This is a genomic window from Gordonia polyisoprenivorans NBRC 16320 = JCM 10675 (assembly GCF_000241325.1).
Lineage (GTDB): Bacteria > Actinomycetota > Actinomycetes > Mycobacteriales > Mycobacteriaceae > Gordonia > Gordonia polyisoprenivorans.
In genome coordinates this window covers 53217-79082 of sequence record NZ_BAEI01000075.1, presented here as the reverse complement: position 1 = coordinate 79082, position 25866 = coordinate 53217, and the positions used below count along the sequence as shown (strand labels likewise).

The window sequence follows — 25866 nt, the reverse complement described above, 5'->3', positions numbered from 1 at the left end:
ATGGCTTCTCGCTCGCCCGCCGAAGAACTCGATGTCGGCGGTATCGCCGTACGTATGAGCAACCCCGACAAGATCTACTTCCCCGAACTCGGTGAGAACGGCGGCCGCAAACGCGATCTCGTCGGCTACTACCGGCAGATGGCCCTGCTCGACGACGGCAGCGACGGTCCGATCATGACGGCGCTGCGCGACCGGCCCACCTTTCTGCAGCGCTTCCCCGACGGTATCGAGGGCGACGAGATCTACCAGAAGCACATCGCCAAGAAACGTCCCGAGCACGTTCCGTCCACCCGCATCACGTTCCCCTCCGGGCGCACCGGAGATGCCCTGTGCCCCAAAGCGCCTGCCGACATCGTGTGGGGAGCGAACCTCGGTACCGTCACCTTTCACAGCTGGCCAACCCATGACGGTGACAACGATCATCCCGACCAGTTGCGCATCGATCTCGATCCACAGCCGGGCACCGATTTCGACGATGTGCGTCGAGTGGCGATCGATGTGCTCGCCCCATTGCTCGACGAACTCGGATACACCGGATTCCCCAAGACCTCGGGTGGGCGCGGTATTCACGTGTTCGTGCCGATCGAGCCGCAGTGGGACTTCATCGCCACCCGCCGTGCGGTGATCGCGATCGCGCGCGAGATGGAGCGTCGTGATCCCGACGCGGTGACCACCTCCTGGTGGAAAGAGGAACGCGGAGAACGGATCTTCATCGACTTCAACCAGAATGCGCGGGACCGCACGATGGCCTCGCCGTACTCGGTGCGCCGCAGCGCCAACGCCCGCGTGTCGACGCCGGTGACGTGGGCCGAACTCGCCGAGATACATCCCGACGACGCGACCATGGCCACCGTCCCCGATCTGGTTGCCCGACGCGGGGATCCGATGGCCGACATCGCCGAGCACCGCGTCGGACTCGAGCCGCTGTTGGAGATGGTGCAGCGCGACGACGCCGACGGGTTGCACGACATGCCGTACCCGCCGAGCTACCCGAAGATGCCCGGCGAGCCGCCACGTGTCCAACCGAGCAAGAAGGTTGCCGCACACTGGGATGAACACGGCAACCGGGTGGAGTGACCCGGCGTTCCTAGGGTGTGTCGATGCCCTGGCCGAACGCGCCGGCCGCCCATTCGGCGAACGACTGCCAGCCGACCTGGGGGAACTGCTGATGCAGCTGGGTGATGTTGACGCTGTAGCCCGTTGTCGAGAGGAAACCGAACATCGCACGCATGTCCGGTGAGGAAATGCGTTCGGGATCATAGGATTCCGCGTGCACGTCGTTGCCGGTGACCGACGACAGGACTGCGGCCATCTGGCCCGGTGTCACCGAATCGGAAGCGATGTCGATGCGCTCACCGACATGCGCGGAGGGATCGCCGAAGAGATTCGCGACGAACGACCCCAGGTCCGCTCGCGAGAGTTGCTGCAGCGGCTTCTCGGTCGGCATCGCCATCAGGAGCAACCCGGCCGCGAGTGCATCGCGATCGCCGAAGATGTTGTCGTAGAAGTACGTCGGTCCGACAACGGTGTGGGCGATGTCGGTTGCGGCGAGACGCTGCTCGACCTGATATTTCGAATCAAAGTGAGGGACACCGGTATTCAGGTCGGCGCTGGCCACCGACGAGAACACGAGATATGGCAGCGCTGATGCATGCGCCGCGGCGATGATCGCATCCCCCTGGGTGAGTTCGGCGTCGACACCCGACTCGAACGGTGTGGTGAGCGCGAACGCTCCGGCGACTCCGGCAAACGCCTCGGTCAGCCCGTCGCCACTCATGAGGTCGGCGACGGCCAGCTCGACACCGCGGTCGGCAAGTGCCTGCGCGCGCGAGGACTCCGGCGACCGTACGACGGCCCGAACGCTCCGTCCGGCGTCGAGGAGTGCATCGACCACGGCGCCGCCCTGACCTCCGGTGGCGCCGAGGACCGCGATCGGCCCGGTGGAAGTGGACGCAGTGGACATGTGGGTTCCCTTCGACGGCGGCGCCACGAGTCTACGGACGTTCCTCCTAAATAGGGACAATCGGGCAACCGGAGATTTGCTATCTCAAAGTTGCCTGATAGATTGCCCTCAGTTCGCCACCCTGACGAAAGACGGAACACATGCGTATCAAATTGATGGCCGCCGCGTTCGTGCTCAGCGCCGCGGGACTCGTCGCAGCCCCGATTGCCTCCGCTCAGGCGGCTGTGCCGACGGTGCGGTCGGGTATGGAGATCAACGTCGACGAGACGATCATCACGGCCACTTCCTGCACGCTCGGTGCCGTCGTCTCCCCAACCAAGGCCATCACCGCCGGCCACTGCGGACACATCGGTCAAGAGGTGTACGACGAGCACGGCGACACGATCGGCCGCATCACCGCCAACCGGATCACCAAGGGTCTGGACATCGCGGTCATCAGCCTCGGACGCAACACCCACGCGCAGGTCGACTCGATCGCGTGGAATGCTCCGATCGTGAAGGGCGAACGCGTCACCAAGAACGGCGTGACCACGCGGTTCAGTGCCGGCACCATCACCGACCCCAAGCCGACCATGCGCACCGCATACGGATACTCCTTCGCCCCGCCCTTCCTGCTGCAGAACACGACGACCAGCGTCCGCGCGCTCCTGCGCTCGGCCGAGGGCGACAGCGGATCGGGCATCCGGGATGCGCAAGGCAACGTCATCGGCATCCTGTCGGCCGGTAGCTCCGACACCGACACCCTCATCGCCCCCGTCTCGTTGCTGCCCGCAAACCTGCGCTAGCAGAGGCCCGGTCGGGCGGGTTCGGAGGTCGGTGATGACGGCGCGGTTTGGGTTGGACGCCCGCACCCGGTTATGATCGACCGTCGTTGGAGGATTCGCCTAGTGGCCTATGGCGCTCGCCTGGAACGCGGGTTGGGTTAACAGCCCTCGGGGGTTCGAATCCCCCATCCTCCGCCAAGCCATGAGCCGCGACACCGTTGACATACGGTGTCGCGGCTCATCGCTTTTGTGCGTCGAGATGGATGGCCGGCAAGTGCATTCCACGTGAGCGGCTCTCGTCCCGCGAAAGCATCCGCATTCGTACTGCTGCAGAGTCATCCGCATTCGTACTGCTGCAGAGTTACGTCTATTCAGCGTCGAGCGGGTTGGCGGCGATGCGCGTCAGGATGTCATCAGCGACGGCGTGTGCAGCAGCGCAGCCGGGCTTTCGGCCGGCCTGATCACGTAAGTTGGTCGAGAACTCGGAGGCAATGTCCAGGCGTGGGTATCGGTCGAGTACCTCAGCACGGAAACCGGTGTCCATGGGGAGTGGCGCACCCGAGATCTCGTAACCCGTTGCCAGCCATAGCACGCGAGATTCCTCGTCGGTGTTGGGTTGTTCGGGCGCCATGTGTTCGACGATGATCTTGCGTGCGCGAGCGCGACGGGTGATGTCCCAACCTGCTCCGGCGGTCAGGACCGAGGCGATGTGCCCGCCCGCGTCTTCGAAGGCGAGAGAGTGGTTGTCGAACTCGGCGACGAGCCCGATGTCGTGCAACAACGCGGCGACGTAGAGAAGTTCGTGATCGAGTTGAAGGTGACAAGCGTGGGCGTGCGCGGCGGCCCACACGTAGGACCGCAGGCTGTGGTTGAGAAGCGCCGGCGTGCAGTACTCGGTGGCCACCTCAAGAGCCCCGCGAGCAGCGGCCGTTGACGGCACGGGGAGATCGGCCACGCGCATGGTGAACGATCATGCCAGACCTGCCGGCGACCGAAGTTGAACCGGTGACCCCCACATGGCACCTTGCTTTCCATGCCAGATATGCCCGGTGCCGCAACGCTGCGGCGAACCGTGATCGGGATCGTCGCTCTGCTCGCCTCGATGCTCGGCGCGGTCGTCGAGAGCCCCTCGGCTCATGCTCTGCCGTCGGGCTTGAACTATGTCGCGCTCGGCGACTCCCGCGCCTCCGGCAACATGCCGGGTCTGCAACCGTCCGACGGTTGCTGGCGGAGTTCCACGTCATATCCCAGCGTGCTGGCGCGCATCGCGCACGTGCGCAGCTTCGTCGACCGCTCGTGTGCGGGTGCGTGGGCGGCCAACGTCACCCATCTGCCGGAGAACGGGCCGTTCGGGCCGATCCCACCCCAGATCCGAGGCGTCAGCAAGACCACCAACCTCGTCACCATCTCCATCGGCGGAAACGACCTCAACTGGGGAGCCATCGCCGAGCGGTGCCAAGTCCCACTACCCGGCAACGACGCGCGCTGTCGATTCAACGTCGGGCACATCGCTGCGGCGCATCGCATGCTCGCCTACATGGAAGGCCAGGTCAACGGCGTGATGCGCGCGGTGCGCGAGAAGGCCGCACCCAACGCCCGCATCGTGCTCGTCGGCCACGGTGGTCAGGTCGGCAGACGGGGATGTTGGCCGTTCGTCCCCGCCTCCGATGGCGACGCCGCCTGGATGAATGACTTTCTCGCACAGTTCAATGCGACTCAGGCGCGGATCGCGGCACGATACGGCGCAGCGTTCGTCGACGTCGGAGCGCGCTCGGCCGGACATGACCCGTGCTCGGCTCAGCCGTGGTTCGAGGGAGCCGTCCCGCGCGAGATCGCGGTCTTCGGTCACCCCAATCAGATCGGCGCGGCGGTGATCGCGGAATGGATCCGTGAGGTCGCCTGAGGGCGGGTGACCTTCGTCGGCCGGTGTCAGGGCACGGCAACCGTGGCGAACCCCGGCGTGTACACCCCGCCGGGAAGCAAGGTCAGTGCGACCTGTCCCGGACCGGTGCGCAGGTCGGCGTGCGCCGGTATGTTGTTGAGCCCGTTGCTGAGTCGGGCGACGCCGGTGGCACCGGTCGACAGGTTGATCCACCGCACCTCGGAATTCGGTGGGCAGAACCACCGCGCCCATTCCTCGGCGGTGACGGTGACCTCGCCGCGGTGGCGGCCGACCTCGGCGAAACACCGGGCGGGTGTGGAGTCGAGGCTGCCGGTCGGAATCCCGTACGGCGCGGGGTTGATCTGGAACCCGATGGCCGTGACCGACGCCGACGCGTCGGCGGGTTGTGCGAGAACGAGTGCTCCCAGGGCCACGCCTGCGGCGGCGAAAGAGCGGATCAGAGTGCGAATCGTCATGAGTGACCTCCTTGACTGCTCTATCGCCGCCGCTGCCGGAAATGTGACATTCCCGACGAAAGTGCTACTGCTGCGCGGGGGTGACCGGATGCGGATCGGTGCTGCGCTTCTGGACGATCACCCCGGCCGCGACGATGATCAGCGCGGAGATCGCGGAGAAGATGATCGCCCGGCGCTGTCCTGCGTCGAACACCATGAGCACCAGTACCGCGACGATGAACACCATCACCGCACCGGTCAGGTAGGGGAACAACCACATCGTCACCGCGGGCCGATGCCCTTCTTGACGCAGCGTGCGGCCGAGTTTCAGCTGGCTGGCGGCGATGGTCAGATAGACGAACAGCGCGATCGCGCCGCTGGTGGCCAGCAGCCACGCAAAGATCTTGTCCGGCAACACATAGTTGCCGATCACCGCCAGGAATCCGATGACCATCGACAACAGCACCGACACCCACGGCACGCCGTTGCGGGTCAGCCGTCGCACGGCCCACGGTGCGTCGTGACGGGTGCCCAGTGAGAACAGCATGCGGGAGGCGGTGTAGAGCGCGGAGTTCAGGCACGAGGCGACGGCGGTCAGGATGACGATGTCCATGATCAGCGCGGCGTGCGGGATGCCAATCGCCTCGAGCACCGACTGGTAGGAGCCATCGGGCAGCTTGTTGTAGGGCAGCAGGGACACGACGACGAAAATCGATCCGAGGTAGAACAGCGAGATCCGCCAGATCACCGAGTTGACCGCCTTGGTGATGCCCTTTTCCGGGTTGGGTGATTCGGCTGCGGCGATCGTGACGATCTCGGTACCCATGAACGAGAACATCGTGATGAGCATGCCTGCGATGACCGCGCCGAAACCGTTGGGCATGAAGCCGTCCGGCTGCCACAGATGATGGATGCCGCTGACCTCCGAACTCGGAATCCAGCCGAGCATCGCCGCCACGCCGACGAGGATGAACAACACGATCGCAACGACCTTGATCAACGCGAACCAGAACTCGAACTCGCCGTAGTTGCCGACGCTGATCAGGTTGGTGACGGTCAACAACACCGTGACCGCCAGAGCCCAGATCCATTGCGCGCCACCGATGAGATCGGTGAGGATCGACGCCGCGGCCGTCGCCTCGACGGGGATCACGAGCACCCAGAACCACCAGTACAGCCAGCCGACGGAGAAGCCGGCCCAGCGGCCGAGGGCGCGGTCGGCGTACACCGAGAACGAGCCGGTGTCGGGGTTGGCGGTCGCCATCTCGCCGAGCATGCGCATCACCAGCACGACCAGGGCGCCGGCCATCGCATACGAGATCAATACGGCCGGGCCGGCCTTCTCGATGGCATTCGCCGAACCGACGAACAGACCGGCGCCGATGACGCCGGCGATCGAGATCATGGTGATGTGTCGGGGCTTGAGGCTCGACCCGAGCGAACCGTGGCCGCCCGCGGCGGTCGATTCGGAGGATTGCCGGTCGACAGAGGTCATGGGTTGCGTCTCCTACGGTGGTGAGAGTTCACACAGAATTCAGCCCCTTGTGGGGGCGCGGTGACCGAATCTACGGCGGGTGCGACGGACTCGCAGCGGATGCGAACTTTGTCCGATTCGAGGGAGGTTTCGGGCATTGCCCGGCGAGGATCGCCGCTGGTGGGGACCGTCGCACGGACCGATTGCAGAACGCGCCGACCCACTCGCTACACTTGACGACGGATCCCGCGCGGCGTGCATCCTGTGAACTCCCCCAGGGCCGGAAGGCAGCAAGGGTCAACGGGCTCTCTCGGGTGCGCGGGGTCCCCATACATCTCACGCCGATACACATCTCAGTCCGATACATGAGGTCCCCCGTTGAACTATCACTCCAAGAGTGCCGACGAGCTTCGCGCCACCCAGGAGGACCTCCGAAAGCTCTACGACGCGCTGTGCGCGGCCGGGCTGACCCTGGATCTCACCCGCGGCAAGCCCGCGCCCGAGCAACTTGATCTGTCCAATGAGTTGCTGTCACTGCCCGGCGCCGATTTCCGTGCCGCCGACGGCACCGACACCCGCAACTACGGTGGCCTGCGTGGTCTGCCGGAACTGCGGGAGATCTTCGGGGAGATCTTCGCGGTCGATCCCGCGAATCTGATCGCCTACGGCAACGCGAGCCTCGAGATCATGCATCATCTGACGACGTTCGGGTTGCTGCGCGGCACCGTGGATTCGTCGCAACCGTGGTCGTCGGGTCCGGTGAAATTCCTGTGTCCGGTGCCCGGATACGACCGTCACTTCGCGATCACCGAGCAGTACGGCATCGAGATGGTGCCGGTGCCGATGAACCCCGACGGTCCCGACGTCGACGCGTGCGCGGCACTGACCGCCGCCGACCCGTCGATCAAGGGCATGTGGGCGGTACCCACCTACTCCAACCCGACCGGCGTCACCTTCTCCGAGGAGGTCACCGAGGGCCTGCTGTCGATGCCGGCCGCCGACGACTTCCGTATCTACTGGGACAACGCCTACGCGGTGCACACCCTCGTCGACGAGCCGCCGACGCCCCTGCCGGTGATCGAGATGGCCGCTGCCGCAGGCAATCCCAATCGCGTCTACGTCCTCGGCTCGACGTCGAAGATCACCTTCGCCGGTGCCGGGGTCTCGTTCTTCGGATCGTCGAAGGCCAACGTCGACTGGTTCGTCGAGAACATCGGCTTCGCGACCATCGGTCCCGACAAGGTGAACCAGCTGCGCCATGCGCGGTTCTTCGGTGACGCCGCCGGGGTGCGTGCCCACATGGCCCGCCATCGGGACATCCTCGCCCCCAAGTTCGCGACCGTGCTCGGCATTCTCGAGGATCGGCTCGCGGAGTCGAAGGTCGCGTCGTGGTCCGAACCCGAGGGCGGCTACTTCATCAACCTCGACGTGCCCGACGGCGCGGCGAGCCGGACCATCGCGTTGGCCAAGGACGCGGGTATCGCGCTGACGCCGGCGGGTTCGACGTTCCCGTACAAGAACGACCCGCACGACCGCAACATCCGGTTGGCGCCGACCTTCCCGAGCATCGACGACCTGCAGGTCGCGATGGACGGTGTCGCCACCTGCGTGCTGCTCGCCGCGACGGAGACGCTGCTCTCCGCGCACGGTTCCTGAAAGGCGCCGATCTTCGGTGGGTGTGCCGGGTGACCGATCGTGACAGGTGGCCGCGGGCGCCGATTCGCCATGTGTGTGGCTGCGCTCGCGATCGCCGGACTCGCCCTGTGGTGCCAGCACCTGATCCTGCCGTTTTCCACCCCGTTCTGGGGTTTGTTCGACTATCAACTCGACCTCGACGTCTACCGCGCCGGCGCACTGACCGTGTGGGACGGCGGCAGCCTCTACGACGCAAAACTGCTCGGCCAGATGGACTACACCTACGCGCCGGTGTCGGTCATCGTGTTGATGCCGTTCGCCTGGATGTCGTTCGAGGCCGCCCGGATCGTGTGGAGCGTCGGCATCGTCATCGCGCTCTATCTGGTGATCGTCCTGTGCTTCCGGGCCCTCGGCAGAGACGTGAACTGGCCGTTGCGATGTCTGGCGATCGCCCTTGTCGCCGTCTCGATGCTCCTGGAACCGGTGCGCACCACCATCTGGTACGGCCAGATCAACGTGTTCCTCCTGTTGATCATCCTCGCCGACCTCGTCCGACCCGACGGTTCACGGCTCAAGGGCGTCGGCACCGGCATCGCCGCGGGCATCAAATTGACGCCGCTGATCTTCGTCCTCTACTTCGCGCTGCTACGGCGCTGGCGTGCGACGGCCGGGGTCCTCGGCGGATTCCTACTGACCGTCGTCGTCGGATTCGTGGTGTTGCCCAAGGAATCCTGGTCGTACTGGACCGACAAGATCTTCGACTCCAATCGCGTGGGCGCGCCGCAGACTCTCGGTAATCAATCGTTGCGCGGGCTCATCGCCAATCTGGTGCACACCGACGCCCCCAACACCGCGGTGTGGATGGTCCTCGTGCTCATCGCGCTGGCGCTGGGGATGGGTTCGGCGGTGCTCGCCCATCGGCGCGGCCATGAGTTGCTCGCGATCTCGATCGTCGGTATGACCTCGTGTGCGGTGTCGCCGATGGCCTGGGGGCATCACTGGGTGTGGTTCGTACCGATCGTCGTGATCTGTGTGAATCTGTTGCTGCGCACCGATGTGTCGGCGATACGCCGCACGTTCGCCGGCATCGGGCTCGTTGCGCTGGTACTCACGGCGTTCGCCTGGCGCACACATTTCGCCTATCCGATGTGGTTCGTGAACCGCACCGTGCCGGACGCGTATTTCACCGGGCTGTTCTTCAAGGCAGAGACGGGACCGGCGTGGGCACAGGCGTTCCTGGTCTACCCGTACAACGCGATCTTCCTCGGTACGACCATCGCGACCCTCGTCGTGTTCGGACTGCTCGACCGCCCCGCGCGCCCGACCCAGGACAATCCGGACCCGACGGACACCGCTGCGCTGCCCAGCTGATCTCGGGGCTGCCCAGCTGGTTCCCGGTTAGTCGAAATTCACCGAATCGGACATGGCGCCGTGCGCCGCGATCTACCCTGACGCCATCGTCGCCGACCATCGCTGGATTCAGTCGGCCCGCGTGTGAGGAGAACTGCCATGCCCAGTATCAGTACCCCGGAATCGATGGACCTCGGATCGTGGATCGCCCGCCGGGCTGCCATCGGTCCCGACCGCCCCGCCATCACCTTCGACGACACGACGATGAGCTTCCGGGAATTCTCCGACCGCATCGACCGACTGGCCGCCGCGCTGCGCGCCGGAGGCGTCGGCGTCGGTGACCGCGTCGCTTACCTCGGCCTGAACCATCCGATGTTCCTGGTCACCATGTTCGCCTCGGCGCGCGCCGGAGCGACGTTCGTGCCGTTGAACTTTCGGCTCACCGGAGCCGAGCTCGCCTACATCATCAACGACGCCGGTGCCCACACCCTGATCGCCGACCCCGCGCTCGCGGCCGTCGTCGACGAGGTGGCCGATCAGCTCACACTGCAGCGGTGCATCGCCGTCGGTGAGCACGTCGGCTGGGAGTCGGCCGAAGCCGTCATCGCCCATGCCGAGCCGATCGCCGACCCCGCCCGTCCGGCGTCGGACGCCATCGCGGTCATCATGTACACCTCGGGAACCACCGGCCGCCCCAAGGGGGCGATGCTCACCCACGGAAACCTGTTCTGGAACAACATGAACTCGCTGTTGTGCCTCGACGTCGAGACCTCCGACATCAGCTATTGCGCCGCCCCGCTGTTCCACATCGGGGGACTCAACGTCACGACACTGGTCACCCTGCAGAAGGGCGGTCACATCGTGCTGGCGCCGACGTTCGATCCGGCCGCGGCACTCGACACCATCGAAAAGTACCGTGTGACAACGATGTTCGGTGTGCCGGCGATGTTCCTGTTCATGTCCCAGGTGCCGCGGTTCGAGACCGCGGACCTGTCCAGCCTGCGTTACCTCATCTGCGGTGGCGCGCCGGTACCCGAACCGTTGATGCGGCGCTACGCCGAGCGGGGGCTGGCCTTCGCCCAGGGATACGGACTCACCGAAACCGCCCCGCTCGCACTCGTGATGGGACTCGACGAGTCGGCGGCCAAGATCGGCGCCGCGGGTAACAAGGTGTTGCCGCTGTCGGATGTGCGACTCGTCGACGCCACCAATTCGCCTGTCCCGGTGGGCACCCCGGGCGAGGTCTGCGTCCGCGGCCCGCAGGTGATGGTCGGGTACTGGCGCAACCAGGCCGCCACCGACGCGGTCATCGACGACGAGGGGTGGTTCCACACCGGCGACATCGGTCGCGAGGACGACGACGGCTACATCTACGTCGTCGACCGCGTCAAGGACATGGTGATCACCGGCGGCGAGAACGTGTACCCGGCCGAGGTCGAGAGCGTTCTCTACAGCCATCCCGCGGTCGCCGAGATCGCGATCCTCGGGCTGCCCGACGCGAAGTGGGGCGAGGCGGTCACCGCCGTCATCGCCACCGCCCCCGGCCAGGAGGTCACCCTCGAGGAACTGCGTGACTTCGCCAAGGACCAACTGGCCCGCTACAAGCTGCCGCTGCGTCTGGAGTTCGTCGACGCGCTGCCGCGCAACCCCTCGGGCAAGGTGCTCAAGTACCAGCTTCGTGAGCAGTTCTCCACACCCGTCCCCCAGGGATGATCAACCGATCCGACCTGTGGGGGAGCGGGTCGGACTGTCGGGGTTCGCCGGTACTCTCGACGCGTGGCCCTGTATCGCACCTACCGTCCGGCGACGTTCGCCCAAGTCGTGGGCCAGGAGCACGTCACCGACCCCTTGAGCCGCGCACTCGACAGCGGACGGATCAATCACGCCTACCTGTTCTCCGGGCCGCGCGGCTGCGGCAAGACGTCGTCGGCGCGCATCCTCGCCCGCTCGCTCAACTGCGTGCAGGGCCCGACGTCGACGCCGTGCGGTGAGTGCTCGTCGTGTGTGGCACTCGCGCCGGGCGGGCCGGGCAACCTCGATGTCATCGAACTCGACGCGGCCAGCCACGGTGGTGTCGACGACACCCGTGAGCTCCGGGATCGCGCGTTCTATGCCCCGTCCGAGTCGCGCTATCGCGTGTTCATCGTCGACGAGGCGCACATGGTCACCAACGCCGGGTTCAACGCCCTGTTGAAGATCGTCGAGGAGCCGCCGGAGCATCTGATCTTCGTGTTCGCGACCACCGAACCGGAGAAGGTGCTGCCGACGATCCGCTCGCGCACCCACCACTATCCGTTCCGACTGCTCGCCCCGCCGGTGATGCGCGGGCTCCTCGAGGACATCTGCGCCAAGGAGCACGTGCAGGTGGCCGCCGACGTCTATCCGCTGGTGATCCGCGCCGGCGGCGGTTCGCCGCGCGACTCGCTGTCGATCCTCGATCAGCTCCTCGCCGGAGCCGGCGACGAGGGCGTCACCTACGAGCGCGCGCTTGCCCTCCTCGGTGTCACCGACATCGCCCTGATCGATGCCGCCGTGGACGCTCTCGCCGTCGCCGATGGAGCCGCGCTGTTCACCGTGGTGGAGCAGGTCGTCGACGCCGGCCACGATCCCCGCCGTTTTGCCGTCGATCTGCTCGAGCGTCTCCGGGATCTGATTCTGCTGCAAGCGGTTCCGGATGCCGCCGACCGCGGTTTGGTGGAGGCACCGGGCGATCAGCTGGCACGGATGCGCAGTCAGATCGATCGTCTCGGCCCGGGCGGTCTGACGCGTTTTGCCGAGATCGTCCACAACGCGCTGGGCGAGATGCGCGGCACCACCTCACCGCGCCTGCTGCTGGAGGTGATGTGCGCGCGCATGCTGTTGCCCACCACCTCTGCCGACGACGCGGCACTACTGCAGCGTCTCGAGCGGATCGAATCCGGGGTGGTCGTGGCCGCACCCGCGGCGTCGGCGGCCCCGACCCCGGCGGTATCGTCGGCGCCTGCCCCGGTGGCCCCCACCCCGGCGCCCCCCGCCGACGAGCCGCCACCGAAGTACGTGCGGCCGTCCCAGCGCAAGAGCACCGAAGATCAAGTCGGACAACAGGACACGCCGCCGTCGGCCGGTGCTCCGGATGAGGCGGAGCGGGCGGCAGCCGAGCGCGCGGCGGCCGAGAAGGCGGCAGCGGAGAAAGCTGCGGCAGAGAAGGCTGCGGCAGATCGTGAGGCCGAGAAGGCTGCTGCTGCGAAGGCGGCAGCGGAGCGCGCGGCGGCGGAGAGGGCGGCAGCGGAGAAAGCCGCGGCAGAACAGTCGTCGGAACAGTCGTCGGCCGCGGATCCGACTGCCCCCCAACCGCCGTCACGGCCCCGGCCGGAGCCCACGCCGGAACCCGAGCCGATCCCGGAGGTCGCCGGCTTCGACGACGAGATTCCGCTGCCCGACGAGCCATTCGACGAGTACGACGCGCCCCCGGACGAGCCGGTCCCGGCGGCGCCGCGCAGCGCACCGGAGCCCGAACCCACACCTGCGCCGCAGTCGGGCCTTGACGCCGACACGGTGCGCAAACGGTTCCAGGAGGTGCGGACCGCCGTTCGGACCCGATCGAAGAGCCTCGAACCGATGTTGTCGGCGGCGGTCGTCGACGATCTCGACGGCACCACCGTCGTCCTCGCTCATCCGATCGACGTGCTGGTGGGCAGATTGTCTGCACCGCATGCGGTCTCGATCATTCGTGAGGCGTTACAGGAGGTGTTCGGCACCGATCTCGACGTTCGCGCCGTCCACCGTGACACCTCGACGCCGGGGCCCGCGGCCGCGCGTCCGCAGGCTGCTGCCGCACCCAAACGGCAGACGTTCTCGCGGCCGAGTCGTGCCCGCTCGGACTCGGCGGAGGGAAGTGCTCCCGCGCCCGAACCCGATCCGGAACCCGAGGAACCCGAACCGCCACGCTCCGACGAGGAGATCAGTGACGACGAGCGGGCGGAGATGGTCGCCGACGCGCACAACGCCACCCCCGACGCGCGGATCGACCCCGACAAACTCGCCCTGGATCTACTTCAGACCGAGCTGGGTGCGCGGCCGCTCGAGTAGCGAACCAGCTGTGGCGCACGGGGTCTCGAGGCTCCGGCGCTGGCGCGCCTGCGCACCTCGACCAGCGGGGTGGAGGGCGTCCGGCGGGGGTTACAACCGGTGGCCGAGGTAGTCGGCCGATGGGTTTGCATCCGCGGTTGAGGTGGTCGACCGGCGGGCCCTACAACCGATGGTCGAGGTGCGACGAGCCGCAAGGCGAGGAACCTCGAGACCCGGTGCGCTGCAGGTGTACTCGCCCTACGCGTCCCACCACGGCCGCAGCGGCAGCTCGTGACGACCCTTGTCGTCGAGCTTGACGCCCAGGACGTGATGTAGCTGAACGATGTTGCGTTCGAAGCCGATGCGGCAGCCGGCCATGTAGAGGCCCCACAGGCGCGCGGTGCCCTCACCGACCTCCTCGACGGCCTCGTCCCAGTGTTCGACGAGGTTGCGGTTCCAGTCACGCAGCGTCATCGCGTAGTGATAGCGGAAGTCTTCCTCGTGCAGCACCTCGACGCCGCCGATGTCCTGCAGTTTGGAGATGATCTTGCCCGATCCGGTCAGCTCGCCGTCGGGGAAGACGTAGCGGTCGATGAACGACCCGGCCCGCGAACTCTTGGCGTTATCGGGACGGGTGATGCAGTGGTTCAACAACATTCCGCCGTCGCGCAGCTTGTCACGCATGAACGAGAAGTACGCCGGGTAGTTGTGGACGCCGATGTGCTCGGTCAAACCGATCGAGGACACCGCGTCGAATCCCGACTCGGCGACGTCGCGGTAGTCGCTGTGGCGGACCTCGGCGAACTCGGACAGCCCCTCGTCGATGACGGCTTGCTGGGCCCACTGTGCCTGCTCGGCGGAGAGTGTCACGCCGAGTACGTGCACCCCGCGGCGGGCGGCGTAGCGTACCATTCCGCCCCAGCCACAACCGATGTCGAGGAGCCGATCGCCGGCCTTGAGTCGCAGTTTGTCGAAGATCAGCCGGTACTTGTTCTCCTGGGCGGCTTCCAGCGATGCGTCGAGGTCGGGGTACACCGCGCAGGTATAGGTCATCGACGGTCCGAGTACCCACTCGTAGAAGGTGTTCGAGACGTCGTAGTGGTGGTGGATGACCTCGGCGTCACGGGCCTTGCTGTGCCGCAATCCCTCGGCGAATCGACGCCAGCGCGGCAGCGCTTCCTGCGGGGGCGGTGCGATCGGCTTGAAGTGTTCGATACCGAGCGACCTCGCCACCTGCGCCAGCACCAGTGGGGAGGGGCGTTTGAACTCGAGGTCGGCGGCCAGGGCCTGCAGCGCGCCGTAGGGGTCGCCGGGGTGGGCGCCGATCAGCTCCAGATCACCGGAGACGTATGCGCGGGCCAATCCGAGGTCACCGGGGGCGGTCACCAGGTAGGTGGTGCCGCGCGGCGTCACCAGGTTCAGGCCGAACTCGGCATCCTCGGGACCGGCAGCACTGCCGTCGTAGGCGGTGACGCGGATGTTGAGATTGCCGCCCACGATGGACTCGAACACCTGGGCAAGGGTCATCTTGGCATGCTGCGCATCGTTTTTCGACGGTGCGCTGTCCTTGTACGTCGTCATTGCCGTTTCACCGCTTTCGCATAGAGATCGAGCAGCCGGCCGCGTGGGTCGTACCGCTTCTTGAGCAGTCGGTAGTGCTCGCCTCCGTAGAGCTCATCGAAGTCCTCAGGGCTGTAGAAGGATTCCGAATACAGAGACTTGTGGCCATCGAGTTCGGCCACCTTGCGTTCGATCAGTTTGTTGGTGTGCCCAGGATCGCCGGGGGTCACCGGAACCGCCGACCAGAAGCCGACGTTGACATAGGTGCGGTCGGGCTGCAGCGGGTACAGCGGCCACGGCCGCCGCGGATTCGCGTCGGGTGCGCTACCGCCGACCTTCTCCCGAAGCCGTAACGGGCACAACCAAATCGGCTCGATCGGCACGGTGGTCAAGAACCAGTCGAGGTAGTCGGTGGTGTGCTCGATCGGCACCTCGATATCCTGCACGACACGCTCGTTGGCGGGTAGACCCTTGCGCTTGTTGAGACGATCGGCGATGTCGAAGCGCTGGTCGTAGCCGATCAGCTTCCAGTAGAAACTGCTGCGCAGCAACCTTTTCGGCCACAGCCGACGGATGCGGGGCTCTTGCGCCCCGAACGCCCGGGAACACCAGAACCAGTCGGTGTCCCACCGCCACAGATAGTCGTGGATGGTCAGCCGATCGCGCTGGGGGGTGCGCGTCGAATCGTGCTGAATGGACCGGTAATAGATGTCCATCCCGGTGTAGTCGCTGACCGAGCCGGGTTCATCGGTCTGCCGACCCAACGTCAGATAGGCCTCGTCGGCGCTGAACACCGTGCCGTCGAGATAGTCGACCCGCTCGCCGTCGTAGGACCTGTCGGTGACGATCGCATCCATCGTTTCTTGCAACGCCGACAGGTCGGTGAACCGCACATGCCGCAGCGCGACGTACGGGGCGACCTCTTCCAGTTCGATTCGCAGCCGCACCGAATAACCGAGCGTCCCATACGAGTTGGGGAATCCGTAGAAGAGATCCGCATAATCGTTGGTGGGGGTCGCGGTGATGATCTCGCCGTCACCGGTGAGGATGTCGATCTCGAGGACCGACTCGTGGGGCAGACCGTTGCGGAACGAGGTGCTCTCGATGCCCAGTCCGGTCACCGCGCCGCCGAGGGTGATCGTCTTGAGTTGCGGAACGACCTTGGGAGCCAACCCGTACGGCAGCGTCGCGGCGACGAGGTTCTCGTAGGTACACATCCCCGCGACATCTGCGGTCTTGGCGGCTGCGTCGACCGAGATCACCCGGTCGAGGCCGGAGACGTCGAGACCGGGGTGCGGGTTCTTGGCCCGCGCCCGGAAGAGGTTGGAGGTCTTCTTCGCCAGACGGACCGTGGCCTGCGGCCCGATGGCGCGGTAGCTGGCCAGGAGGGTGGCCACACCCTCATCGAATGCCGCTGCCCCCATCTCCATCTGTGCCGAGCTCACTTGGCTAGCCTAGGACGTGAGCAGCACGCCCGCCAATCAGTACATCGTGAAGGAGTTGGGTCAGTGGGTCAGATTTCCGCCAGTCAAACGACAGAGGTGGCCGCGTCCCCGGATGCCGTGATCGGCGCGCTCGCCGACTACGCCGACACCCGCCCGGCGATCCTGCCCGAGCAGTACCGCGACTACCAGGTGATCAGCGGCGGCAACGGCGACGGCACCGTCGTGCACTGGATTCTGCAGGCGACCTCCAAGCGCCAGCGTGACGTCAAGGCCACCGTCTCCGTGACACCCGGCGCCGGGAGCGCAGCGAGCGGGCCGAACGCCGCAGCCACGATCACCGAGAAAGACGAGAATTCGTCGATGGTGACCACCTATCAGGTGTCGCCGGCCGGCTCGGGCAGCAAGGTCACCACCACGACCACCTGGAACAGCAACGCCAGCGGCATCGGCGGCTTCTTCGAGAAGACCTTCGCGCCCAAGGGACTCGCCCGCATCCAGGCCGCCCTGCTCGCGAATCTCAAGACGCGGCTGGAGAAGTAGCCCGCCGCGGTGGGCCGCCGGACCGGGAGACATCGCGGTCGCGCACGGCCGGCACCGCTGCCGCCGCGCGATGGCGTCGACGCCACTCGTGTGGTGTTGCGGTCGGGGCCGGAATCGACCGTCGGTGACTGTCTGCGGGCCACGCCGTCGTTGCAGGAGCTGACCGACGCCGACCTCGCCGATCGTGCGCAGCGGGGAGAGATCGTCGACGCCGAGGGCCGGCCGCTGACGCTCGAGCAGCCCGCGCGTGTCAACACGTCGGTCTACCTCTATCGCGACCTGCCCGACGAGATCACGATTCCCTTCGATCTGCCGATCCTGTATCGCGACGAGAACATCGTCGTCGTCGACAAACCGCATTTCCTCGCGACGATGCCGCGCGGGCAGCATGTCACCCAGACCGCGCTGGTGCGGTTACGCCGCGCACTCGGCACCGATCTCGTCGCCCCCGCACATCGGCTCGACCGCCTCACCGCGGGCGTGCTGCTGTTCACGCTGCGACCCGAGGTGCGTTCGGCCTACCAGGACCTGTTCGCGCAGCGCAGGGCCGAGAAGGAGTATCGGGCGCTCGCCCCGGCAGCGGGGATCGCCGACACCCGGGTGGTCCGCAATCGGATCGAGAAAACTGCCGGTGACCTGCGGGCACGCGTCGTCGACGGCCCGGTGAACGCGATCAGTGAGATCACCGAGATCGAGCAGACCGCGAGCGGGTCGGTGTATCGGCTGGTCCCGCATACCGGCCGCACCCATCAGCTGCGCCTGCACATGGCGCTGCTCGACGTGCCGATCGTCGGCGACCCGCTCTACCCCGAGGTCCGGCCCGACGTGGCCGGGCGCCCCGAGCACGGGGACTTCTCCGAGCCCCTTCGACTCGTCGCGCACAGCTTGTCGTTCGTCGATCCGTTGACCGGGCAGCACCGTCGATTCGAAACCCGCCGCACCCTCACCGAGGGTCACCACTGACCACCGCGGGAACTGGTTACGCTGTCCCCGTGACCATCCTCGCCTCCTACGAACGCCACCCCGACCTGGGATGCGAGGCCGTGGTGTTCATCGACGACGAATCGATGGCCTGCTTCCAGATCCAACGCGAACTTGTCGGCGGGGACCGCGCGGGCGACCGGTACTGCATCTCCACCGGTGCCAGCGCCCCGATCTACGATGCGATCCGGCAATGGCGTCGCATCGAGCACAATCGCCTCGAGTTCGCCCTCACCCCTCGTGCAAGCCGGCTCTTCGGTGACGAGGAGCTGTCCTTCGAGATCACCCCGGTCGGCGACGACACCGTCGACGACATCGTGGCCCACGTCGAGCGTCTGTTGCGCTGAGTCCGGCGCGGGAGGCGAATACAGATTCCACCTGAGCGGGTCGGCGACCCGACTTTTCGGGTTTTCGGCTCGCTGCGGTGGAATCTGTATTCGTGATCCGGTCCGGCCCGGCACGCGCGCCCCGTCGGCACCGCCGACTACCCTGGGGCCCGTGAATCAACCTTTCGATCCCAGCGCACTCTTCGGCGGCGGTGCCGGCGGCGACAACCCGATGGCCGGGTTGCTGCAGCAGGCCCAGCAGATGCAGGCCAAGCTGCTCGAAGCACAGAACGAGATCGCGGCGACCGAGGTCACCGGCACCGCGGGCAACGGTCTGGTGACCGTGACCGGCAACGGGACCGGTGAGATCACCGCGGTCACCATCGACCCCAAGGTCGTCGACCCCGACGACGTCGAGACCCTCCAGGATCTGCTGCTCGGCGCACTCGCCGACCTCTCGAACAAGCGCGAGGAACTCGCCGGCGAGAAGATGGGACCGCTCGCCGGAGGCCTCGGTGGCGGACTGCCCGGCCTGGGCTGAGGTACGACGCACCGATGTACGAGGGCCCCATCCAGGATCTGATCGACGAGCTCGCCAAACAACCCGGGCTCGGCCCGAAGGGTGCCCAGCGCATCGCGTTCGCGCTGCTGGCCGGCGAGAAGAAGGAGATCGACCGGCTGGTCGCGGCTCTCATCCAGGTCCGCGACAACGTCACCTTCTGCGCCGAATGCGGCAACGTCTCGGCCAACAATCTCTGTCGGATCTGCTCGGATGCCCGACGTGACGCGACCAAGATCTGCGTCGTCGAGGAACCCAAGGACGTTCACGCGATCGAGCGCACCAAGGAGTTCCACGGCCGCTATCACGTCCTCGGCGGCGCACTCGACCCGCTGTCGGGGATCGGCCCCGACCAGTTGCGCATCCGCGAGTTGCTGCGACGGCTCGCCACCACCGCCGACGGCACCGACGTCACCGAGATCATCGTGGCCACCGACCCCAACACCGAGGGCGAGGCCACCGCGACGTACCTGCTGCGGATGCTCAAGGACTTCCCGGGGCTGTCGGTGACGCGTCTGGCGTCGGGGCTGCCGATGGGCGGCGACCTGGAGTTCGCCGACGAACTCACCCTCGGCCGTGCGCTGTCGGGCCGCCGCATCCTGGCATGACGATGACCGCGCCCACCCTGTCCACCGATCTCGACGCCCGGCTCGATGACCTCGCCGCGGAGATGATCTCCGGGATCGTCGCCATCGACGGCCCGTCCGGCGCGGGTAAGTCGACCGTCGCCGACGCCCTCGTCGCCCGCCTGCGGGCCCGCGGTACCGGGGTGGTGCTCGTCCGCACCGATGACTTCGCCACGTGGGACAACCCGGTCGCGTGGTGGCCGGAGCTGGAAAGCGATGTGCTGCATGCCTTTGTGCGTCGGCACGATTACCGCTATCGGCCACGGGAGTGGGTCGACGGTGTGCCGCAGCTCGGTGGTCGGGTGTGGGTGCGGTGGGAGCCGCTGCTGGTGATCGAGGGCGTGTCGTCGGCGCGGCGTCGCATCGCCGACCGGCTCAGCCACGCCCTGTGGCTCGACGGCGGCGACGCCGACGCGCGGCTCGAACGCGCCGTCGCCCGCGACGGTGAATCCTCGCGCCCCCTGCTGCAACGATGGCAGCAGTTCGAGCGCGGCTGGTTTGCCGTCGATCGCACCCGCGAGCGCTGCAAGGTCCTCGACTGAGCTCGGCTCGGTGAGTACCGCATGGCCCGACGACGATCCCGATACCGCGATCTCGCCGACCTCGACGCTGCGCTGATCGACTGTCGTGCCTGCCCTCGTCTGGTCGCGTGGCGCGAGAAGGTGGCGCGGGAGAAACGTGCCGCCTTCGCCGACTGGGACTATTGGGGACGACCCGTCCCCGGGTTCGGGCCCGGCGACTCCCGCATGCTCATCCTCGGGCTCGCGCCGGCCGCGCACGGCGCCAATCGCACCGGCCGCATGTTCACCGGGGACCAGAGTGGTGACGTGCTGTTTCGCGCGCTCTACGACGTCGGACTCGCCTCGCAACCGACCGTCGTCTCCGCCGACGACGGGATTGAGCTGTTCGGGGTACGCATGACCGCCCCGGTGCATTGCGCTCCGCCGCAGAACAAGCCGACCACCACCGAGCGCGACCGATGCGCCCACTGGTTACGTGCCGAGCTGGACCTCCTGGCGCCCACGGTGCGCTCGGTGATGGTGCTCGGCGGCTTCGGATGGCAGGTGGGGCTGCGGACGTTCGAGGAACTCGGCTGGCAGATCGACCGTCCCCGACCGAAATTCGGCCACGGTGCGCGTACGGTCATCCGTCGTGACGACGGCGCCGAGCTGACGGTGTTCGCCAGCTATCACGTCAGCCAGCACAACACGTTCACCGGGCGGCTCACCCCGGCGATGCTGCGGGCGGTGATCGTCGAGGCCGCCCGGTACGCCGGATTGCCCGCGCGCGACCGCACTCTCGGGTGAGCCGGCCGTCGGCTGAGCCGTCGGTCACGTGGGCTGTCGATCAGTGGGTGTCGAGATCGATCTCGTAGTGCACGAATCCGGTGTCGGTGGCGACGGCGTCGTAAAGTCTTCGCGCAGTGGCGTTGTGCTGTTGGGTCAGCCAGTAGACCTTCGTGAGTCCGGCGTTGCGTGCCGCGTCGCAGACGTGGTCGATCAGGGCGCGCCCGACGCCGGACCCGCGGCTGTCGGGGGCGACGAACAGATCCTCGAGGTAGCAGTAGCCGGTGCGGCTCCAGGTCGACGGATGGGCGAGCCAGTGGACCAGACCGATGGCGCGACGCTGGTCGTCACGTGCGATCGCACCGTGGATACCGTCACCGGAGACGATGCGCCGGAACGTGATTGCGGTGATCTCGGGATCCAGGTCGGTCTCGTAGAAGCGCAGATAGGCGTCCCAGAGTGGCAGCCAGTCATCGTGATCGTCGGCGCTGCAGGGCGAGATCGTGGTCATGGCGACACAGTACGTCGGGCTGCGGATTCCCGACATCCGCCGTCGTCGTGCGGCGTAGGGTGAGGCCATGTCCCAGCGTGGTGATCAGGTGTGCCGGTGCGGTCATCCGCGGTCGGCGCACGACCATCTGCGCGCGGGCACCGACTGCGCCCTGTGCGGGGCGTCGGGCTGCTCGCGGTTCCGCCGGCCCCGCTTCTGGCATCGGCGCGGACCGGGTGCGGCCGACGGCTCAGCGCCGGGCGGCGGCGAGTCGCTCGGAGCGCAGCCGGTTAACCTCTGGGAGGTCCAGCGGCGCAAGCGAATCGGTCCCGATCGCCCGGGCGAGGAGAAAATCGGCTAGCTCAGGGTTGCGCGCCAGCGCCGGGCCGTGCAGGTAGGTGCCGATCACCGAGCCGGCGACCACACCCTCGGTGCCGTCGCCCACGCCGTTGCCGACGCCGTGACGCACCCGCCCGAGCGGGGTGGCATCGGCCCCGAGAGTACTTCCGCCCCTATGGTTTTCGAATCCCGACAACGGCTGGGTGAGTCCGGGCAACACCGGGTCGGTGACGAGCTCGCCGATGCTGCGGGTCTGCTGCGGTGCGGTGGTGAGGTCGAACAGCGAGATGCCGTCCACGCGTTCGCCCGCCGACGTCTCGTACCAGTGGCCGAGGACCTGGATGGCCGCGCAGATCGCCAGCACCGGACGGCCTGCTGCCGCCGCACGCTGCAGCCCCGGATAGCGGGTGAGGTGCCGGGTGGCCAGCCGCTGCGCGTAATCCTCGGCGCCACCGAGGGTGTAGACGTCGAGTGAGTCGGGGACCTCGTCGTCGAGGGTGATCGAGATGATCTCGGCGTCGATGCCCCGCATCCGGGCCCGCTGCCGCAGCACCAGTGCGTTCCCGCCGTCACCGTAGGTGCCCATCACGTCGGGGAGCACCAGCCCGATGCGCAGTGTCGAGTCGCTCATTTGCGTTCCTCCCGTACGCGTTCCATCGCGGTGCCGAGATCGCGGAAGGCGGTGTAGTTCGCCAGGACCTCGACGCGTCCCGGGGGACATGAGGCGATGGCCTTCATCGGGTCGGCGATGGTGGTGTGCTCGGCGCCCGCGTAGAGCAGCCGCACCGACAGGTCGGCGGCGCGTTCGCCTGCGGCGACCACCGTCATCGTCTCGAACGCCTCGAACCGCACATCCCACAGCCAGGAGAGATCCTCACCGTCGGGGACCTGGCCGTTGACGGCGATGACCAGTCCGTCGGCGTCGTGGTCGATCATCGACAGCGCTTCCTGCCAGCCGGCCGGATTCTTGGCCAGCAGGGTGCGCACCGAGTGGTTGCCGACCTGATGGATGCCGTAGCGTCCGGCGACCTCGCCGACGGTCTGCACCGCCGCCACCGCCTCGGCCGGGTCGGCGCCCATCGCGACGGCCGCAGCGACCGCCTGCGCCGCGTTGCCGCGGTTGGCGCGGCCCGGGACAGCGAGCGTCATCGGCGCGATGAACCCGTCGGGGCCGTAGATGTTGTCGTCGTCGACCCACCAGTCGGGGGTGGGGCGCCGGAAGTTCTCGTCACCGGTCGAATACCAGTCGATACCGCCGGGTGGTATCGACGGTCCGTCGCTGGAGTCGGCGGTGGCACGCGCGATGGGTTCGCCGGTGCGCGGACAGCTCACCGAGTCGCCGACCCAGCTCGACCCGGCCGCCACCCACACCACCTTCGGCGCATCGAAGGCAGCGGAGGTGACCAGGACGTCATCGCAGTTGGCGACGACGATCGTGTCGGGGTGGCGGGCGATGCCGGCGCGCAGGGCGCGTTCGATCATGTTGATCTCCCCCACCCGGTCGAGCTGATCGCGCGAGAGATTCAGCATCACCACCACCTCCGGATCGGTGGCGTCGGCGACGTGCGGGACGTGCAATTCGTCGACCTCGAGTGCGCAGATCGGCGCCGAACGTTGCAGGCTGAGCGTGGCGATGATCCCGGCGTCCATGTTGGCGCCGTCGGCCTGGGTGGCGACCTCGCCGAGTTCGGCGAGCGCCGCCGCGGTCATCCGCGTCGTCGTCGACTTGCCGTTGGTACCGGTGATCAGCGCCGTACGCTTGCCGGCCGCCAGGCGGGTCATGATCTGCGGGTCGATCTTCTCGGCGACCAGCCCGCCGATCATCGAGCCCTTGCCGCGTCCGGCGGTGCGGGAGGCCCAGCGGGCGGACGCGGCGGCGGCCAGGGCCAGCGAGGTGCGCAGCGGAACTCGGTCGGACATGGGGACGAGTCTGGCACAGGGGCGTCGGCGGTGCCGCCGGACCTCGGCGGGGTACCCTCGCGGCCGTGAGTAGGGCCACAACGCTGACGATTCCGCTTCCGTTCCGCGCCGTCCGTTCGGTGATGCGCCTCGGCGGACACCTGCCGCCGGGTCTGCTGGGCGTTGCCTCCCGGATCTGTCCGGTGAACTCCGACGGCGAGCACATCGCCCCGGAGATGTTGGCCGCCGGTGTCGCCACGCGACTCATGCCCGGCGGCGACATGAGCGGCGCGACCGTCGAGCGCGCCCGCCACAACCTCGAGGTGAATTCGGCCATCTCCGCCGAGCGGACCCCGCCGCTGGCGGTCGTCGAGGATCTGGTGATCGACGGGCCGGGCGGCGACCTGCCGGCCACCCGCTACCGCGCCGAGGTCTCCTCGACGGGGCTGGTGCTGTTCTTCCACGGTGGTGGGTTCTCGCTGGGGAGTCGGGCCACCCACGACGCCTACTGTCGGCGACTGGCCCTCGACACCGGCGTCGACGTCCTATCCGTCGAGTACCGGCTCGCCCCCGAGTATCCGTTTCCGGCGGCCGTCGACGACGCCCTGGCCGCGTGGCGCTTCGCGGTGAGTGCGGCCCCGCGCTGGGGTGTCGACACCGATCGCCTCATCGTCGCCGGCGACAGCGCAGGCGGGAACCTGGCCGCGGTGCTCTCCCAACTCGTGCGCGGCGAGGAGGTGACGCCGCGTCTGCAGCTGCTGCTGTACCCGGTCACCGACATGACGCGATCCGGAGGTTCGCGGGAGGAGTTCGCCACCGGCTACTTCCTCACCGCCGAGCGCATCGAGTGGTTCACCGAGCGCTACGTCCCGGCCGGCGTGCCGCGCAGTGATCCGCGGATCTCCCCGCTGCTCGCCGACGACCTCACCGGACTGCCGCCCGCCCATGTGGTGGTCGCCGGCTTCGATCCGTTGCGCGACGAGGGCATCGCCTACGCCGACGCCCTCTCCGGCGCCGGAGTGCGTACCTCGTTGCAACGCGAGTCGGGCATGATCCACGGCTTCGTGAACATGCTCGGCTTCAGTCCCGCTGCCCGACAAGCGGTCTCGGGGATGCACGACGTGGTGCGTGGGGTGCTCTGACAGAGGTCGCCCCCGCGCCGGCCCGCACCCTCGACCGCGGCGCCGCCAACACCCCGGCGGCGCATCCGGCGATGACCAGTGCGGCACCGGCGATCTCGACCCCGCTCGGCACCTCGCCGAGCAGTAGCCAGGCGGCGCTGATCCCGACCACGGGTACCAGCAACGACAGCGGCGCGACCCGGCTGGCCTCGTACCGCTTCATCAGCATCGTCCAGAGCCCGGACCCGGCGATGGTGCCCAGCAGCACGACGTAGGCGAGGCCGGCCAGCGCGATCAGCCCGGACGACGACCCCAGCGTCGTCAACGACGTCAGGTCGGCGCGAGGGCCTTCGGTGGCAAAGCTCAACGCCAGGAACGGGATCGGCGGTACCACCGACATCCACAGTGTCATCCGCAGGGCGTCGTCGGGTTGGGCCAGGCGGCTGCCGATGTTGCCGAACGCCCACGACAGGCCCGCCAGCACGGTCAGCACCATCGGGACGACGATGCCCACACCGATCGACGAATGTCCGGCGCGGTCGACGCCGATGACGACGATCCCGGCGACGGCGATCGCGATGCCGACGATCTGCGCGGGCACCAACCGCTCACGAAGGAAGAACACGCCCAGCAGCACGGTGAACGGCGCCGAGGTCTGCAGGACCAACGAGGCCAGCCCGGTGGGCATCCCGAGGTTCATGGCGAGGAACAGGAACGCGAACTGCCCGAACCCGAAGCCCACTGCGTACAGCAGGAACCATCGCATCTGCACGCGCGGGAACTTCACGAACAGCACCACCGGGACGGCCATCACCGCGAACCGCAGAGCCGCGAAGAAGAACGGCGGGAAGTGGTCGAGACCGACGCGGATGGCGATGAAGTTGAGGCCCCAGAGGACGACGACGGTGAGGCCGAGCAGGCGATCGCGAGTGGTCATGAGTCCATCGTCGGGCCGACTTCGATGAAGAACAATCGAATTCTTTTGCATTGACTGTTCGGAATCACTTCAGTATCTGCGCAGTCTCGAGGACTGATGCTGATCAAGCATTAATCCATGTGTAATCGGTGTTGGACAGGCATCGCCGCAGGCCTCTAGCGTCTGTCGTGTGAGGTGACTCACTGAG

Annotated in this window: 25 protein-coding genes, 1 tRNA gene and 1 other RNA gene; 17 read left to right on the top strand and 10 right to left on the bottom strand. The window is 67.3% G+C overall.

Annotation, left to right across the window (positions count from 1 at the left end):
- Nucleotides 1–1077, top strand: coding sequence for a DNA polymerase domain-containing protein (locus tag GOPIP_RS20325; RefSeq protein ID WP_014361859.1), 1077 nt, complete (start codon nt 1–3; stop codon nt 1075–1077).
- A 10-nt stretch (nt 1078–1087) separates the two neighbouring features.
- Here the strand turns inward: GOPIP_RS20325 and GOPIP_RS20320 are convergent, their stop codons facing one another.
- Nucleotides 1088–1963, bottom strand: a complete 876-nt coding sequence (locus GOPIP_RS20320; protein WP_006371668.1) for an NmrA family NAD(P)-binding protein — start codon at nt 1961–1963, stop codon at nt 1088–1090.
- 140 nt (nt 1964–2103) lie between these two features.
- Between GOPIP_RS20320 and GOPIP_RS20315 the strand changes: the two genes are divergently transcribed.
- Together GOPIP_RS20315 and GOPIP_RS20310 are read left to right on the top strand one after the other, a co-directional pair.
- Complete coding sequence (locus GOPIP_RS20315) at nt 2104–2748, top strand: trypsin-like serine protease (protein ID WP_006371667.1); 645 nt, start codon at nt 2104–2106, stop codon at nt 2746–2748.
- Between the two features lie 88 nt (nt 2749–2836).
- Nucleotides 2837–2925 (top strand) — tRNA-Ser (locus tag GOPIP_RS20310).
- 169 nt (nt 2926–3094) lie between these two features.
- Here the strand turns inward: GOPIP_RS20310 and GOPIP_RS20305 are convergent.
- Nucleotides 3095–3688: an HD domain-containing protein gene (locus GOPIP_RS20305; RefSeq protein ID WP_006371666.1), complete on the bottom strand. Its 594-nt coding sequence runs from the start codon at nt 3686–3688 to the stop codon at nt 3095–3097.
- A 72-nt stretch (nt 3689–3760) separates the two neighbouring features.
- Between GOPIP_RS20305 and GOPIP_RS20300 the strand changes: the two genes are divergently transcribed.
- Nucleotides 3761–4630, top strand: a complete 870-nt coding sequence (locus tag GOPIP_RS20300) for an SGNH/GDSL hydrolase family protein (RefSeq protein WP_244421184.1) — start codon at nt 3761–3763, stop codon at nt 4628–4630.
- Between the two features lie 26 nt (nt 4631–4656).
- On the opposite strand, the gene GOPIP_RS20295 is transcribed toward GOPIP_RS20300, so the two are convergent.
- Together GOPIP_RS20295 and GOPIP_RS20290 are read right to left on the bottom strand one after the other, a co-directional pair.
- The gene (locus GOPIP_RS20295) at nt 4657–5085 is read right to left on the bottom strand and encodes a hypothetical protein (RefSeq protein WP_006371663.1); all 429 of its coding nucleotides are present in this window, start codon (nt 5083–5085) and stop codon (nt 4657–4659) included.
- 64 nt (nt 5086–5149) lie between these two features.
- Complete coding sequence (locus GOPIP_RS20290) at nt 5150–6559, bottom strand: amino acid permease (RefSeq protein ID WP_006371660.1); 1410 nt, start codon at nt 6557–6559, stop codon at nt 5150–5152.
- A 217-nt stretch (nt 6560–6776) separates the two neighbouring features.
- Here GOPIP_RS20290 and ffs point away from each other — a divergent pair.
- The 5 genes from ffs (at nt 6777) to GOPIP_RS20270 (ending at nt 13591) form a co-directional block, all read left to right on the top strand.
- Nucleotides 6777–6871, top strand: an RNA gene (gene ffs / locus GOPIP_RS28400) — signal recognition particle sRNA small type.
- Between the two features lie 45 nt (nt 6872–6916).
- Nucleotides 6917–8194: an aspartate aminotransferase type Ic gene (locus tag GOPIP_RS20285; RefSeq protein WP_006371659.1), complete on the top strand. Its 1278-nt coding sequence runs from the start codon at nt 6917–6919 to the stop codon at nt 8192–8194.
- 69 nt (nt 8195–8263) lie between these two features.
- On the top strand, nt 8264–9544 hold the full coding sequence (locus GOPIP_RS20280; protein WP_006371658.1) for a glycosyltransferase 87 family protein: 1281 nt from the start codon (nt 8264–8266) through the stop codon (nt 9542–9544).
- A 138-nt stretch (nt 9545–9682) separates the two neighbouring features.
- Nucleotides 9683–11236, top strand: a complete 1554-nt coding sequence (locus GOPIP_RS20275; protein WP_006371657.1) for an acyl-CoA synthetase — start codon at nt 9683–9685, stop codon at nt 11234–11236.
- Between the two features lie 63 nt (nt 11237–11299).
- The gene (locus tag GOPIP_RS20270; RefSeq protein ID WP_006371656.1) at nt 11300–13591 is read left to right on the top strand and encodes a DNA polymerase III subunit gamma and tau; all 2292 of its coding nucleotides are present in this window, start codon (nt 11300–11302) and stop codon (nt 13589–13591) included.
- Nucleotides 13592–13828: 237 nt separating this feature from the next.
- On the opposite strand, the gene GOPIP_RS20265 is transcribed toward GOPIP_RS20270, so the two are convergent.
- Nucleotides 13829–15151, bottom strand: coding sequence for a class I SAM-dependent methyltransferase (locus tag GOPIP_RS20265; RefSeq protein ID WP_006371655.1), 1323 nt, complete (start codon nt 15149–15151; stop codon nt 13829–13831).
- On the bottom strand, nt 15148–16554 hold the full coding sequence (locus tag GOPIP_RS20260; protein ID WP_035728535.1) for an FAD-binding oxidoreductase: 1407 nt from the start codon (nt 16552–16554) through the stop codon (nt 15148–15150). The genes GOPIP_RS20265 and GOPIP_RS20260 overlap by 4 nt, the downstream gene beginning before the upstream one ends.
- Nucleotides 16555–16638: 84 nt before the next feature.
- Between GOPIP_RS20260 and GOPIP_RS20255 the strand changes: the two genes are divergently transcribed.
- The 7 genes from GOPIP_RS20255 (at nt 16639) to GOPIP_RS20225 (ending at nt 20914) form a co-directional block, all read left to right on the top strand.
- Nucleotides 16639–17115, top strand: a complete 477-nt coding sequence (locus GOPIP_RS20255; protein ID WP_006371653.1) for an SRPBCC family protein — start codon at nt 16639–16641, stop codon at nt 17113–17115.
- Between the two features lie 9 nt (nt 17116–17124).
- A complete protein-coding gene (locus GOPIP_RS20250; RefSeq protein ID WP_006371652.1) occupies nt 17125–18078 on the top strand; it encodes a pseudouridine synthase in 954 nt (317 codons plus the stop codon).
- Nucleotides 18079–18107: 29 nt separating this feature from the next.
- On the top strand, nt 18108–18443 hold the full coding sequence (locus GOPIP_RS20245) for a hypothetical protein (protein ID WP_006371651.1): 336 nt from the start codon (nt 18108–18110) through the stop codon (nt 18441–18443).
- A 151-nt stretch (nt 18444–18594) separates the two neighbouring features.
- Nucleotides 18595–18963, top strand: coding sequence for a YbaB/EbfC family nucleoid-associated protein (locus tag GOPIP_RS20240; protein WP_006371650.1), 369 nt, complete (start codon nt 18595–18597; stop codon nt 18961–18963).
- A gap of 14 nt (nt 18964–18977) precedes the next feature.
- Nucleotides 18978–19589, top strand: coding sequence for a recombination mediator RecR (recR, locus tag GOPIP_RS20235; protein ID WP_006371649.1), 612 nt, complete (start codon nt 18978–18980; stop codon nt 19587–19589).
- A 2-nt stretch (nt 19590–19591) separates the two neighbouring features.
- Complete coding sequence (locus GOPIP_RS20230; protein WP_006371648.1) at nt 19592–20149, top strand: uridine kinase family protein; 558 nt, start codon at nt 19592–19594, stop codon at nt 20147–20149.
- A gap of 21 nt (nt 20150–20170) precedes the next feature.
- Nucleotides 20171–20914, top strand: coding sequence for a uracil-DNA glycosylase (locus GOPIP_RS20225; RefSeq protein WP_006371647.1), 744 nt, complete (start codon nt 20171–20173; stop codon nt 20912–20914).
- 40 nt (nt 20915–20954) lie between these two features.
- Here GOPIP_RS20225 and GOPIP_RS20220 read toward each other — a convergent pair whose 3' ends face one another.
- The 3 genes from GOPIP_RS20220 to GOPIP_RS20210 all read right to left on the bottom strand — a co-directional run bounded on the left by GOPIP_RS20220 (nt 20955) and on the right by GOPIP_RS20210 (nt 23642).
- The gene (locus tag GOPIP_RS20220; RefSeq protein ID WP_244421183.1) at nt 20955–21404 is read right to left on the bottom strand and encodes a GNAT family N-acetyltransferase; all 450 of its coding nucleotides are present in this window, start codon (nt 21402–21404) and stop codon (nt 20955–20957) included.
- 229 nt (nt 21405–21633) lie between these two features.
- The gene (locus GOPIP_RS20215; protein ID WP_006371645.1) at nt 21634–22353 is read right to left on the bottom strand and encodes a type 1 glutamine amidotransferase; all 720 of its coding nucleotides are present in this window, start codon (nt 22351–22353) and stop codon (nt 21634–21636) included.
- Nucleotides 22350–23642 carry a MurT ligase domain-containing protein gene (locus GOPIP_RS20210; RefSeq protein ID WP_006371644.1) on the bottom strand — a complete coding sequence of 431 codons (1293 nt, stop codon included), beginning with the start codon at nt 23640–23642 and terminating at the stop codon, nt 22350–22352. The genes GOPIP_RS20215 and GOPIP_RS20210 overlap by 4 nt, the downstream gene beginning before the upstream one ends.
- A gap of 65 nt (nt 23643–23707) precedes the next feature.
- Between GOPIP_RS20210 and GOPIP_RS20205 the strand changes: the two genes are divergently transcribed.
- Nucleotides 23708–24763, top strand: a complete 1056-nt coding sequence (locus GOPIP_RS20205; protein WP_006371643.1) for an alpha/beta hydrolase — start codon at nt 23708–23710, stop codon at nt 24761–24763.
- Here GOPIP_RS20205 and GOPIP_RS20200 read toward each other — a convergent pair.
- Complete coding sequence (locus GOPIP_RS20200) at nt 24702–25679, bottom strand: EamA family transporter (RefSeq protein ID WP_006371642.1); 978 nt, start codon at nt 25677–25679, stop codon at nt 24702–24704. The genes GOPIP_RS20205 and GOPIP_RS20200 overlap by 62 nt on opposite strands.
- Nucleotides 25680–25866: the final 187 nt, after the last annotated feature.

Bases quoted from the DNA above. Each gene is read 5' to 3' on its own strand.
- GOPIP_RS20325 (WP_014361859.1), top strand. From the start codon at position 1: ATGGCTTCTCGCTCGCCCGCCGAAGAACTCGATGTCGGCGGTATCGCC.
- GOPIP_RS20320 (WP_006371668.1), bottom strand. From the start codon at position 1,963: ATGTCCACTGCGTCCACTTCCACCGGGCCGATCGCGGTCCTCGGCGCC.
- GOPIP_RS20315 (WP_006371667.1), top strand. From the start codon at position 2,104: ATGCGTATCAAATTGATGGCCGCCGCGTTCGTGCTCAGCGCCGCGGGA.
- GOPIP_RS20305 (WP_006371666.1), bottom strand. From the start codon at position 3,688: ATGCGCGTGGCCGATCTCCCCGTGCCGTCAACGGCCGCTGCTCGCGGG.
- GOPIP_RS20300 (WP_244421184.1), top strand. From the start codon at position 3,761: ATGCCAGATATGCCCGGTGCCGCAACGCTGCGGCGAACCGTGATCGGG.
- GOPIP_RS20295 (WP_006371663.1), bottom strand. From the start codon at position 5,085: ATGACGATTCGCACTCTGATCCGCTCTTTCGCCGCCGCAGGCGTGGCC.
- GOPIP_RS20290 (WP_006371660.1), bottom strand. From the start codon at position 6,559: ATGACCTCTGTCGACCGGCAATCCTCCGAATCGACCGCCGCGGGCGGC.
- GOPIP_RS20280 (WP_006371658.1), top strand. From the start codon at position 8,264: ATGTGTGTGGCTGCGCTCGCGATCGCCGGACTCGCCCTGTGGTGCCAG.
- GOPIP_RS20275 (WP_006371657.1), top strand. From the start codon at position 9,683: ATGCCCAGTATCAGTACCCCGGAATCGATGGACCTCGGATCGTGGATC.
- GOPIP_RS20265 (WP_006371655.1), bottom strand. From the start codon at position 15,151: ATGACGACGTACAAGGACAGCGCACCGTCGAAAAACGATGCGCAGCAT.
- GOPIP_RS20260 (WP_035728535.1), bottom strand. From the start codon at position 16,554: ATGGGGGCAGCGGCATTCGATGAGGGTGTGGCCACCCTCCTGGCCAGC.
- recR (WP_006371649.1), top strand. From the start codon at position 18,978: ATGTACGAGGGCCCCATCCAGGATCTGATCGACGAGCTCGCCAAACAA.
- GOPIP_RS20230 (WP_006371648.1), top strand. From the start codon at position 19,592: ATGACCGCGCCCACCCTGTCCACCGATCTCGACGCCCGGCTCGATGAC.
- GOPIP_RS20225 (WP_006371647.1), top strand. From the start codon at position 20,171: ATGGCCCGACGACGATCCCGATACCGCGATCTCGCCGACCTCGACGCT.
- GOPIP_RS20220 (WP_244421183.1), bottom strand. From the start codon at position 21,404: ATGACCACGATCTCGCCCTGCAGCGCCGACGATCACGATGACTGGCTG.
- GOPIP_RS20215 (WP_006371645.1), bottom strand. From the start codon at position 22,353: ATGAGCGACTCGACACTGCGCATCGGGCTGGTGCTCCCCGACGTGATG.
- GOPIP_RS20210 (WP_006371644.1), bottom strand. From the start codon at position 23,642: ATGTCCGACCGAGTTCCGCTGCGCACCTCGCTGGCCCTGGCCGCCGCC.
- GOPIP_RS20200 (WP_006371642.1), bottom strand. From the start codon at position 25,679: ATGACCACTCGCGATCGCCTGCTCGGCCTCACCGTCGTCGTCCTCTGG.